A 12,300-nucleotide genomic window follows, 5' to 3' on the forward strand; every position below is an offset into this window, starting at 1 on the left:
TTGATCATTATTTTTGCCATTGTTTGATGAATCATGCGCTATCACGACTCCTGTACCAATTGCACCAAGCACGCCAGCAACAAAAGGCAATACACTGGACTCATTGTCATACAGTAAAGGTTCAACCTGCTCAATCCCAACATAATTCACTGTAGCCAAAGTGACATTATTTAAATCACTAAACTGCGCCCACAGTAATTCTCCATTATTCTTTAAAACTAAACTATTATCTAAAGAAAAAAAGTTTTCAACTTTAATCACTTCACCATTATTGAGTGTAATGATTAAATTATCACCATCTCTTGCAATATTTTTTATTTCGTCTTTGCTATGTTCCAAAACAACCACTGATGGTTCATTTAAAACCAGATCAAGAGTATCAAATTTTGATATATTTCCTGTATTTTTAGAAATAATTGATGTGCTTTCCATTTTATTTAATGTATCTGTCATTTTATTCTCACCGCCATCAGTTAAACACTGATTAAAAACAATACTATTTAAAATACTAGCATGTAATTTTTATTTTAAAATCACCTAAAAAATATACATATTTATTTATACTAAACTATCATTTAAATACTTTTTAATATTTATTTTTTTTAAAAAATATGCATGATTTATTTACAAAATAAACTAAATTATTTTTCGTAATTTTTTATTTTTATTAATAAAAAACAATGGCTTATTTTTATACAATTGCATGAAAAATATACGTATTTAAGAAATATTAAATTATTAATTAAAATATTCTTACTCATGATTTGATTAATTATTTACATTTATTTTTTGTGATTTAAATCACATAATATTGGTTAATATTATACCATATCATTATTCGTAGTATTATATAAAATCATATCTCATATTTTATTTACAACTATAATTATTATTTTAATTACATAATAAAAAACCAGTATAAATACTGGTTTTATTTTAATCAAAATACAATGCTGTATTTATCTTTCTCTCAACGCTTCTTGAGCTTTATTAAATGGTTTTAATAAATATTCCATAATGGTTTTTTGACCTGTACGAATATCAACAGTTGCTACCATACCAGGTGTAATCGCAAAACTTTGTCCTGCTTTATTCACCAATTTATCTACATCCGTTCGGATATAAACACGATAATAAAATTGATCTTGTTTCACTTCATCACGAATGGTGTCAGGTGAAATCACCACAACCTTACCATCCAAACCACCATAAATTGAGTAGTCATATGCTGTAACTTTGACTAAAGCGGCTTGTCCAGGGTGAATAAATGCAATATCACGTGGTGAAATACGTGCTTCTATGAGTAATTTCTCATCCAAAGGCACTAAAGTCATCAGTTTACCATTTTGCGGAATCACACCACCAATGGTTGTAATTGCCAATTCTTTGACTACACCACGAACTGGTGCATAAAAAATTGAACGTTTGACTGAGTCATTTCGACCTGTTACCACTTGTTGTAAAGACTTAATATCAGCATTTGCTTTAGCAAGTTCCTCTCGTGCTTTCACATAGTAATCATTACGCTTGTCATTGATTTGATTTTCAAAATTATTAATATCACGTTTTAAGCGCAATACTTCAACTTCTGATGCAGCACCTTTTGCAACCAAAGGTTCTGTCATCTGTAATTCATTTTGCACCAAAGACAAGGCATGGCGTAAGCCTGTGATCGACTCCTCCAAATTTGAACGTCGAGAGGTATAGAGTGCGGTTTCTTCATTCACTAAATTAGGAATATCACGTACTTCTTTTGGAAAGCTAAGGCGTGTGCCATTCACTTCAGCTTCTAAACGTGCTGCCGTTGCTTGCATCGCACGTAATTTAGTTAGACTTTCACCAACTTGTGATTCAAAACGAGTCGGATCAATTTGTGCAAGGATTTGCCCCTTTTCAACAATATCACCCTCTTTGACTTCAAGCTTAGTCACCACACCACCATCCAAAGATTGGATCGTTTGTTCTTTCGATGATGGGATCACTTTACCTGTACCTGTTGAAACTTCTTCTAGTTTAAACATGCATGCCCAAACAATAAAAGCAGCCAAGCCAATCGCAACAATCCAAATCACAAAACTGGCTTTTGGTAAGGGTGGCTCGGAAAATTTCAAAGCCGATGGATTACTTGGGCGTTGTAAATGATCTAAATCTGTTCCTGATTTTTCAGGAAGTTGTTGTGAACTCATGCTGAAGTACCTCCTGCATTATTTTGACGAGGATTCAAAATTTCATCACGAGGACCATCTTTCACAATTTTTCCATCATGAATCACAATAATACGATCGACCAACTGCAATACCGCAGGGCGATGGGTCGCTACAATCAAGGTACGATGTGCCGCCCATTGCTTTAAATGTTCAATCAAACTACGTTCAGACACATCATCCAGTGCAGCAGTAGGCTCATCAAGCAGTAAAATATTCGGATTACGCAAAATAGAACGTGTTAATAATAGCGATTGGCGTTGACCACCCGAAAAACCAGCACCACCTTCTAAAACAATATGATCCAAACCTTCTTTTTTCTGTTCTACAATGTCAAGCGCATTGGTAATTTTTAAAGCATTGAGAATGTCTTGATCGGTTGCTAAAGGTGCACCCAAGGTCAAATTTTCACGAATCGTCCCATAAAAAAGTTGTGCATTTTGGTTCAATAAGGTCATATCACGGCGAATATCATCAGGATCAATCAACGATTGATCTACTCCATCAAGACTAATTTTGCCTTGCTCAGGAATTTGCATACCTGCCAAAAGCTGTAATAAAGTTGATTTACCTGCACCATTACGACCTAAAATCGCAATTTTCTCACCTGCATTGATTTTCAGCTGAGGAATCACCAAAGATGGACGAGGATCATCTTCAGTATATTTAAACATCACACCTTTAAATTCATAATCACCTAAAATTACTTTGCGATGAATCAGTTGCGCACGATCAGGACGATCCACAGGTTTTTTCATTAATTCATCTAAACCCTGCTTCGCCACTTTAGCTTGCTGCCAACGTCCTAATACACCTGTAATTTGTGCAATAGGTGCCAACATTCGTGATGATAAAATCGAACATGCCACCAATGCACCTGTGGTCATATCCCCTTTCATCACTGCAAAACAGCCAACCAATACCACAATGGCATAGGTTAAGCCTTGAATTTTCTGCGTCCAAGCATTGAGCCAACCTGTAATTTTACGTTGACGCATACTGATGTCCGCAGACACTTCATTCATGTGATTCCATTGGTTTTGAAATCTTGCTTCAGCACGTAATAATTTAATATCTTCAATGCCTTGTACTGCCTCAACCAAAATCGCATTGCGAATTGCGCCTTCACGCATCCCTTCTTGTGCAAGTTGTGCGAGTTTTTTCTGCGCCAAAAAACCTGGAATAATCATTAAAGGGACAACAACCAACATCACCCAAAATAGATTGCCACCAATGATCCAAAAAATCGCAAGGAACAATAAGAAAAATGGTAAATCAGCCATCGCACTAATCGTTGTCGAGGTCACTAATTCACGTACACCTTCCAACTCACGAATCTGCGAAATAAAAGAACCTGTAGATTTAGAGCGGTCTTTATTACGAATACGCAAAGCATGCCCGAAGACACGATCTGATATTTTTAAATCAGCACGTTTACCAATAATATCCGATAAGTACACCCGTGCTACACGCAAAGTAAACTCGAAAATGGCTGCGATCAACACACCTCCAGCCAATACCCACAGAGTTGGAATCGACTGTGAAGGTACGACACGGTCATAGACTTGCATCGAAAAGATAATGGTTGCCAATGCCAAAATATTCGCCACCATGGATGCAACCATAATATCGGTATAACGCTTCCAATCTTTGAGGACAATATCCCAGAACCAACTTTGCTCATAAGGCTTAATGTATTCATCAACACGTGCATCGGGAATAGAGCTTTCAGGTCGAAAAATAAAAACCTGTTTGGCATTTTCCTGCAATGCTTTTAGATCAAATGTTTGTGATAAACCCTGATCACCACTGAGCTGCAAACTGGCATTACCTTGCTGATCAACTTTCTCAATCACAGCCACTTGACCATCTTTAAACTCAATGACCACAGGTAAACGCCAAGGGTTCAGTACATCTGTTGAAAAATCAGCACGGCGATAATTCAAACCCAATTGCTTGGTGACGATTTGCAATAAATCATCAATATTCTGATATTTATTCCAATCCAATTGTAAACGTATCTGCTCTTCTGAAGGCTGAATACGATAATGCTGGGCAACCGTTAAAATGGCTTGTAGCCAAGGTTGATAATTGAGTGTCTGGTTCATTGCTGTACTTCAAACCCTTGAATTTTTGTATTATTAAGTTGGTAAATATCTCGACTCTTACCCACTACATTGATATACATTGCCAGCGTGTCATAAATATCGTAGCGAGCAGATTCACGTTCAGCACGAGAACTATGGAAAGATTGCTCAGAACTCAACAAATCTAAAATTGAACGTTTGCCCAATTTATATTGTTCTTCATACAACTCACGGGTTTTTGCAGTTGAACGCTCACGATCAATCAACACCCAAATTTGCTTGTCCATATTTTCAATATTTTCACGGGCAATTTGGCTAGAATCCATGATATTTAAATACGCTGCATTAAGCTTAGAACGTGCAGCTTGTTCTGCATAAGTTGCCGAACGAATCTGCGAACTGACTGCCCCACCTTGATAAAAATTACTACTCATCGAAATACCAATCGAACTATCGGTATCATCTTTTTTACCTGTATTCGGATTTTTACCATTCAATGCCTGATTTAAAGAAGCAGTTAATGACACAGTCGGATAACGACTCAATTCAGTTTGCTTTTTCTGGCTTTTGGCAACTTCTATTTCTGCTTGAGCAGCGATCATGCTCGGAATAGCATTTAATTGTGGTGCTCGATACAAATCTGATTTTTTTAAGAATTCATCATGAATGATAAATTCTGTTCGGCTGACATCAAAGCCAAGCAAAGTTCTCAGCTTTTGTTCTTCTTGACGTAACTTATTTTGCTGTGTCAATAAATATGTTTTGGCATATTCGACATAACTTTGCGCTTGTACAGGATCAGCATAGCTACTAATTCCCGCCTCAGAACGCAAACGTGCAATTTCATGCAAACGACTGACGCCCTTAACCTGATCTTGTGCGATATTCAACAACACCCGATAGCGTAATACTGCAATAATCGAACGTGCTGTTTCTGTCGAAATCTCATCAATATTCAACAAAACATTGGCTTGTTCTGCTTCTAATTTATTTTTCTGCGTATCAACACTGGATTTAACTTTGCCAAAATCATAAAGTAGTTGATTGGCTTCAATAGTATATAACTGACGACCACGATCACTCGAAGTAAAATCACCTGTATTTAAACCCGCTTGAAGCTGCGGATAATACTGCGCTTTCGCCACATCAATATTGGCATTTTGTGCTGCCAAATTTGCTAATGCCTGAGAAATCACAGGATTACGCTTTACGGCAATTTGTACAGCATCTTGTAAACTCAAACGCCCTTGCACTTCTGCATGATTCGTTGCTGTGCTAAATGCTGTAGCGCCAACCTCAGTACTTGCCCCCACTACAGGCAATTGCTGGTAAATAGGATCAGGTTCAACTTGGAAATTTGACAACTGACTAAATTGTACCGTACTAAAAGACTCATCAGTTTTAGGACGAATTAAACTACCAATACTTTGTTGAATATCTTGAAAATAGCCTTGTTTCGTCTCCGCATAAACCATACTGTTTAAACACAAACTCAGCCCAATACAAGTATTCAATTTTTTAATAGAAAATGTGAGATATTTCGCTTTACACATGTGTAAACTGTACCTAGAAATAATATTGAATGCTCTGCAATGCTTAAATCTTCAACATTTTTCGATGTAATATTACACACCCACCAAAAAATTAAAAAAGGATTTTTCTGATTACAGTTCAATTTTGCAAACAGTTTAGCCGAGAAACCCTAACATCGAAATCAATATCATGATTATCAATTTAAAAATCAATTCAGCAGAATCTCACCGATTAAATCACAAATTGATTAAAATAAAACCCAAGCGTTTAAAAATTATCAGACTTTAAAATGTCCTTTTTCAAACCAAACAACACTTATCGTAAAAAATGTGACAAAAATCATAGAAAAACAAATGTTTATTTATTTAATAGAAATTTCATCATCCACCTTAAACCATTCTAAATACATCAGAATACTTTACTCAAAAATTATTTATATCTACCATTTGAGGTATTGAAAAAATTTATGGTTTATTATTTTTTCAAGAAATTGTTCTAATTTAAGATAATTATTTATTTTAAATACATTTTTATTAAATGTATTCATGATACAGCATGGTAATAAAACAACATGTTTGGCAATATATTGATCATAAGCTTTATTTTCAAATTAAATAAAATAGACATTTTATGAAATATTTAATCAGTGCTTGCTTAGTCGGTGAAAATGTTCGTTACGATGCAAAAAATTGTTTACAGCTACGACTCAAACAATTAATAGAACAACAACAAGCAGTGAACATTTGCCCTGAGGTTACAGGTGGTCTATCAACACCTCGTTTAGCAGCAGAAATTCAAGGCGGGGATGGTGTGAATGTATTAGCGGGAACAGCACGAGTCATGACCTCAACAGAGCAAGATGTCACCGCTGAATTCCTACGCGGTGCTCAAGCAACATTGGCTCTCGCACAACGGCATCAAGTTACTCATGTCATTTTAAAGTCCAACAGTCCATCTTGTGGATCAACATCCATTTATGATGGTTCATTTACAGGACAAAAAATTCAAGGGGTTGGTGTAACCACTGCTTTACTTCAACAACATGGTTTTGTTGTGATGACTGAAAATGAATTTCTCAATTCATTTACACATAAATAAAGCAGCACATTCATCTATCAAAAGAGCATATAAAAAAAGAGCACAAAATGTGCTCCGTCTATTTCTAAAAACCATCATGATGTTATTTTCTTTTCTAAATCTTCCGTTGTTTTACTCGCCCAATAGGTCGCCAAAGCAGGACCTGAAATATTATGCCATAAGCTAAAAATTGCACTCGGTACAGCAGTGACAGGTGATGCAGCAAAATGTACAGCAGCTAGAGCAACGCCTAAACCTGAATTTTGCATTCCCACTTCAATAGCAACAGCTTTACAGTCAGCATACGGTAATTGGAAAAAACGACTTGCCCAAAAACCAAGTAGATAACCCAAGCCATTATGTAAAATCACGACTGCCAAAATCAAAGCACCAGACTGTAAAATTGCAGCTTTACTGCCAGCAATAATCGCAGCGACGATAGCAACAATTGCCACTACAGAAATCAGAGGCATCACCTGAATATATTGCTCTACTTTTTGTTTTAATAATGAACGTACGATCAGCCCCAAAATAATCGGAAATAATACCACTTGTAAAATAGACATAAACATTGAAGCAGCATCAATTTTCAACCATTGGCTTGCCAATAGATAAAAAATCGCTGGAGTTAAAATCGGTGCAAGTAAAGTAGAAACTGATGTACATGCCACAGACAATGCTGTATTGCCTTTTGCCATATAAGTAATCACATTTGACGCTGTGCCACCAGGACAACATCCCACCAAGATTACCCCCACTGCAATTTCAGCAGGTAATTGAAATAATTTACACAAGAGATAAGCCAAACTTGGCATTACAATAAACTGTGCTAAAACCCCAATAAATACAGCCTTCGGGCTTTGTAAAACGCCTTTAAAATCATTCACGGTCATGGTCATTCCCATACCAAACATGATGATGCCCAACATCCATGTGATATAAGTTTTCAGCCACACAAAAGCCTCTGGTGCAAGCATGGCAATGCCTGCAAAAAGTACCACCCATAAAGCAAAGGTTTTTTGAACAAATTGGGTAAAGCGCAAAAATGCTGTCATTAAAATCATCCCTTATTCATGGTCTTTTTAAACCCAATTTACCCAATATATTCAGCAAAAATATATTGAAAACTACAGCACAATACATCATTCCATTTTCTGATTAAAATGAAATACAGCATTTTTCGTTGAATAATTTTCTGACTATAGAATATGCTTAGATATTGTGCGTTTAACCCCTTGTGCTAACATTTCTTGCCATGCATGTTGTAATGAACCTTGCACATCAATGGCTTTACTCGCATCTGAAATCACATAAGTTTCAAAACCTAATTTTGCTGCATCCATTGCCGACCACGCCACACAAAAATCTGTTGCAATACCAACAATATAGACTGTATCAATTTTTCGCTCTTTTAAATAACCAGCCAAACCTGTGATCGTTTTACGATCCGCTTCTATAAAAGCAGAGTAACTGTCAATCTGAGCGTTCATGCCTTTACGTAGAATCAATTGTGCAGTTTTGGTATTTAAATCAGGATGAAAGTCTGCATCTTGTGTGCCCTGTACACAATGACTTGGCCATAAAACTTGAGTGCCATAGTCGACCTGAATCGTGTCATAGGCTTGTTTATTAATATGATTTTCAACAAAAGAAATGTGATTTTGGGGATGCCAATCTTGTGTCAAAATGACATTGTCGAATTTTTCAATTAACTGATTAATCAAAGGAATAATTTGCTCTGCATTGGCAACCGCTAGATTTCCCCCTGAAGTAAATCCATTTTGGACATCGACCACAATCAGTGCTGAATTCTTTTGCATAGTATTTATCTTAAAAATCCTGTTTCATGCCACTTTAACATATCGTAAAAATCAGCGTGAATTGCAGCACATACTGATTTTCAAGAAATGTAGACAATAAAAAACTCGCATAACTGCGAGTTTTATTCAAAACAAAAGCGGATTAAATCATAGACTTAAGCTTTTAAACAGCGAATTAAAATCAACATAAATATTGCTGAAATCACAATACATGGGATTGCAGCAGAAATCACACCTGCTGCACCAAAACCTGCTGCAAGTAATTGACCCGCAATCGTTGGTCCAAGCATCGCACCGATTCGTCCCACCGCAGAAGCCATCCCCACACCCGTACCACGCACTTCGGTTGGATACACAATACTGCCAAAAGCATATAACACACCCTGACAACCAATCACAAAAGCTCCAACCAATGCTGATGCAAGATACATTTGTGTTAATGAACTCGCAGCATTTAAAGCAAATAAACCTGCCAAAATACCGCCATACATTAAAGTAATCACATAGGCTTTTTTCCAGCGATCCGTCAACATTCCTAAAATGACAGTACCCACCGTTGCGCTTAACATGAAGTAAAACTGCGCTGTCGCACCCTCTTTACGTGTAAAGCCAAGTTCTGTAAACAATGATGGTAACCAACTCAACATGATGTATACCACCATCAAAGTAAAGAAATAACTTACCCAAATCAGGATGGTACGTGTGAGATTTTGTGCATTAAATAAATCTTTAAAAGATGCTTGTGGTGTTGCCTCAACTGTGTCAACTTTTTCTTGTGCTTTTAAATACTCTTTAGACTCTGGTAAAAATAAAATCATGATTGGAATCACGATGATCGGCAACAAACCACCCAAATAGAAAATATTTTTCCACTCTGCACCAAAACTGGTACTTGCCACCAATGATAAAATCGCAGCACCAACAGGCATACCACAATACATCAAGCCCACAGCACGACCACGATTTTCAGGAGAAACAGCTTCTGATGCCAAAGTAATCAAAATCGGCATAGCAGCTCCTAAACCTGCCCCTGCTAGAAAACGCACAATCAATAAACTATTAAAACTATTCACCCATACTGTACATAAAGTAAAAATTGCAAAAATAGCTGTAGACCAAATCAGTACCTTTTTACGTCCAATACGATCTGCAAAACGCCCACCAATCAATGCACCTGGCAACAACCCCAAAATACCTGCACTAAAAAACACACCGAGCTGTGAACTGTCTAAAGCAAAATGTTCACGAATCCCTGCCGCGGCAATCCCTGCTGCTTGAATATCTAAACCCTCAATCACCGCAATCAAAAAACAGATGAGTACAGTGATCGTGGCATGCTTTTTATCGGGTGTATGGGATTGCGCTATCATTGAAAATCCTGATCGATGCTACTAAGGAATAAGTGCGGCATCATCCCGTACAACTGTCGAGGGAATAACTATCAATAAGTGTTATAAAAATAATAGCGTGTTCGTAAAAAACTGGAAAAATATCATTTTAATATAGGCTGTATATAGTCATAAAACCAATTACTTATGAATAAACAAAAGGAAAAAATGTTGCCATTTAAATATTTTTTTGCAGCATTCTCACCTAGCAAGAACGAGATCGTGAATTCAATATATAAAAAAACGATCATTCAACCTAAAAAAATCCTTTTTTAATCTTGAGCGAATACAGCTCTTTAATTTAAAAATCATCTTGTATAATCACTATTTCATCTTAAAAACAAAGATTTTCACAGCTAAAACAGCATAAAACAAACCCAAATCTGATTATGACAATAAAATTTATACCTCTTACTACTTTATAAAGTTTCAAGCTTAAAAAGCTGTAGATATTTTAAAGACCTAAAAATGTGTTGTATTTGTTGCTTTTTATAAAGTTTTTCACTGCTTTGACTAAAGCATATTGTTCTCATTCGCTGAATCAGTCATAATTTGCATAAGCATTATGCAATTTAATTGATTGCTTTTTGCTCAAATCAAAATACGCAACCATTCTCATTGTATATTCCATACGTAGTGAATGGATAAATAGGATATTTTTTCAAAATGACTCAGCAAGCATATATTCAAGGCTCAATTGTCGCAATTGTCACCCCAATGTTAGAAGATGGCAGCGTAGATTGGAAGGGTCTTGAGAAGCTCGTTGAGTGGCACATAGAACAAGGCACTAATAGTATTGTTGCTGTCGGCACAACTGGCGAAGCTTCTACTCTTAGCGTGGCAGAACACGCAGAAGTAATTAAAGAAATTATTCGTGTTGCCAATAAACGTATCCCCATTATTGCCGGTACTGGTGCAAACTCAACACTTGAAGCGATTGAACTCACCAAAGAAGCAAAACAGCTCGGCGCAGATGCCGCTCTTCTTGTAACACCTTATTATAACAAGCCAACGCAAGAAGGTTTATTTCAACATTATAAGGCTGTAGCAGAAGCTGTTGATTTACCAATTATTTTGTATAACGTACCGGGTCGTACTGGTGTCGATATGCACAATGAAACTGCTGTTCGTTTAGCAGAAATTCCTCAAATTATCGGCATCAAAGATGCAACTGGTGATGTACCTCGTGGCAAAGAACTCATCGATGCACTTCAAGGCAAAAACATGGTGGTGTATTCAGGTGATGATGCAACTGCATGTGACCTCATTGCTGTCGGTGCAAAAGGGAATATTTCTGTGACTGCGAACATTGCACCAAAGATCATGAGTGAACTTTGTGCTGCTGCACTTGCAGGTCAAACTGCTGAAGCAAAAGCAAAAGATGCGCAAGTTGCAAAATTAAACAATATTCTATTTTGTGAATCGAACCCAATTCCAGTGAAATGGGCACTCCATGAAATGGAATTAATTGGTACAGGTATTCGCCTACCATTAACTCCGCTTGCAGAACAATACCGTACTCCTCTGCGTGAAGAACTCAAAGCAGCGGGTATCATTAAATAAGAGCTTAGTATTATGCAATTACGTTTTGGTTTAACCCTTGCCCTATCAGCTTTAAGCTTAGCGGGTTGTAGTTCACTTGGAATCAAAAATGGTTCTTTGGACTACAAAGATACAACCCATGTTGAAACGCTTAAATACCCTGAAGGTACAACCGTTAGACCAGCAACGCCATTGTATCCTGCTCCAGTGGTTGACCCGCTTGCACTTCAACACGCACCAAAGTTTGAAAATAAGCGAGGCAACCGCTATGACGTACCTCGTCCAGAGTCTACACAAGCCAATGCAGCTCAACAGAGCACAAATACTGCTGCAACCGTAGCACGCCCGCAAATTTTAACCGATGGAAATGGTAATCCATTGCTTAAAATTGATGGAGATTCTGCTATAATTTGGCAGTATGCATTAGCCACTCTCAGTAGCTTAAATTATAAGGTTGTTGGTGAAAGTAAAAATGCGACTGAAGTCACATTTAAACGAGATGACATCACTTATGTTTTAAAACTTAGCTCTGTGGGTTCAAGCAATACCATTGCTTTGTTTAATGCAAACAATACTTTTGCAGATAAAGAGATCGCTGCAGAAGTATTAACCCAGATATACCAAAACTGGCCAGCCTAGTCGTTCTAGG

The 12,300-nt window shown here is 36.9% G+C and carries 10 protein-coding genes; 3 read left to right on the forward strand and 7 right to left on the reverse strand.

What is annotated here, in order from left to right:
* From AVJ19_RS14990 to AVJ19_RS15005, 4 genes are all read right to left on the reverse strand, one after another.
* Window positions 1-453: BapA/Bap/LapF family prefix-like domain-containing protein (locus AVJ19_RS14990; RefSeq protein WP_162626626.1), on the reverse strand; the 453-nt coding region annotated here is incomplete at its 3' end.
* 506 nt (window positions 454-959) lie between these two features.
* Window positions 960-2,186 (reverse strand): HlyD family type I secretion periplasmic adaptor subunit, encoded by a 1,227-nt coding sequence (locus tag AVJ19_RS14995; protein WP_111860467.1) that lies wholly within the window; start codon window positions 2,184-2,186, stop codon window positions 960-962.
* Window positions 2,183-4,312 (reverse strand): type I secretion system permease/ATPase, encoded by a 2,130-nt coding sequence (locus AVJ19_RS15000; protein ID WP_111860468.1) that lies wholly within the window; start codon window positions 4,310-4,312, stop codon window positions 2,183-2,185. Before AVJ19_RS15000 ends, AVJ19_RS14995 begins: the two co-directional genes overlap by 4 nt.
* On the reverse strand, window positions 4,309-5,844 hold the full coding sequence (locus AVJ19_RS15005; protein ID WP_111860469.1) for a TolC family protein: 1,536 nt from the start codon (window positions 5,842-5,844) through the stop codon (window positions 4,309-4,311). The genes AVJ19_RS15000 and AVJ19_RS15005 overlap by 4 nt, the downstream gene beginning before the upstream one ends.
* 610 nt (window positions 5,845-6,454) lie before the next feature.
* On the opposite strand from AVJ19_RS15005, the gene AVJ19_RS15010 reads away from it, so the two are divergent.
* On the forward strand, window positions 6,455-6,922 hold the full coding sequence (locus AVJ19_RS15010; protein ID WP_111860470.1) for a DUF523 domain-containing protein: 468 nt from the start codon (window positions 6,455-6,457) through the stop codon (window positions 6,920-6,922).
* Between the two features lie 74 nt (window positions 6,923-6,996).
* Here AVJ19_RS15010 and AVJ19_RS15015 read toward each other — a convergent pair whose 3' ends face one another.
* From AVJ19_RS15015 to mhpT, 3 genes are all read right to left on the reverse strand, one after another.
* Window positions 6,997-7,956, reverse strand: coding sequence for a bile acid:sodium symporter family protein (locus AVJ19_RS15015; protein ID WP_111860471.1), 960 nt, complete (start codon window positions 7,954-7,956; stop codon window positions 6,997-6,999).
* 144 nt (window positions 7,957-8,100) lie between these two features.
* On the reverse strand, window positions 8,101-8,721 hold the full coding sequence (gene pncA / locus AVJ19_RS15020; protein ID WP_111860472.1) for a bifunctional nicotinamidase/pyrazinamidase: 621 nt from the start codon (window positions 8,719-8,721) through the stop codon (window positions 8,101-8,103).
* A gap of 155 nt (window positions 8,722-8,876) precedes the next feature.
* Window positions 8,877-10,091, reverse strand: a complete 1,215-nt coding sequence (gene mhpT, locus AVJ19_RS15025; RefSeq protein WP_111860473.1) for a 3-(3-hydroxy-phenyl)propionate transporter MhpT — start codon at window positions 10,089-10,091, stop codon at window positions 8,877-8,879.
* Window positions 10,092-10,775: 684 nt separating this feature from the next.
* Between mhpT and dapA the strand changes: the two genes are divergently transcribed.
* The gene (gene dapA, locus AVJ19_RS15030; protein WP_111860474.1) at window positions 10,776-11,672 is read left to right on the forward strand and encodes a 4-hydroxy-tetrahydrodipicolinate synthase; all 897 of its coding nucleotides are present in this window, start codon (window positions 10,776-10,778) and stop codon (window positions 11,670-11,672) included.
* Between the two features lie 12 nt (window positions 11,673-11,684).
* Complete coding sequence (locus tag AVJ19_RS15035; RefSeq protein ID WP_111860475.1) at window positions 11,685-12,290, forward strand: lipoprotein-34 precursor (NlpB); 606 nt, start codon at window positions 11,685-11,687, stop codon at window positions 12,288-12,290.
* The last annotated feature ends 10 nt before the right edge of the window (window positions 12,291-12,300 follow it).

Source organism: Acinetobacter sp. CFCC 10889 (assembly GCF_003268395.1).
Taxonomy (GTDB): domain Bacteria; phylum Pseudomonadota; class Gammaproteobacteria; order Pseudomonadales; family Moraxellaceae; genus Acinetobacter.

Bases quoted from the DNA above. Each gene is read 5' to 3' on its own strand.
- AVJ19_RS14995 (WP_111860467.1), bottom strand. From the start codon at position 2,186: ATGAGTTCACAACAACTTCCTGAAAAATCAGGAACAGATTTAGATCAT.
- AVJ19_RS15000 (WP_111860468.1), bottom strand. From the start codon at position 4,312: ATGAACCAGACACTCAATTATCAACCTTGGCTACAAGCCATTTTAACG.
- AVJ19_RS15005 (WP_111860469.1), bottom strand. From the start codon at position 5,844: ATGTGTAAAGCGAAATATCTCACATTTTCTATTAAAAAATTGAATACT.
- AVJ19_RS15010 (WP_111860470.1), top strand. From the start codon at position 6,455: ATGAAATATTTAATCAGTGCTTGCTTAGTCGGTGAAAATGTTCGTTAC.
- AVJ19_RS15015 (WP_111860471.1), bottom strand. From the start codon at position 7,956: ATGACAGCATTTTTGCGCTTTACCCAATTTGTTCAAAAAACCTTTGCT.
- pncA (WP_111860472.1), bottom strand. From the start codon at position 8,721: ATGCAAAAGAATTCAGCACTGATTGTGGTCGATGTCCAAAATGGATTT.
- mhpT (WP_111860473.1), bottom strand. From the start codon at position 10,091: ATGATAGCGCAATCCCATACACCCGATAAAAAGCATGCCACGATCACT.
- dapA (WP_111860474.1), top strand. From the start codon at position 10,776: ATGACTCAGCAAGCATATATTCAAGGCTCAATTGTCGCAATTGTCACC.
- AVJ19_RS15035 (WP_111860475.1), top strand. From the start codon at position 11,685: ATGCAATTACGTTTTGGTTTAACCCTTGCCCTATCAGCTTTAAGCTTA.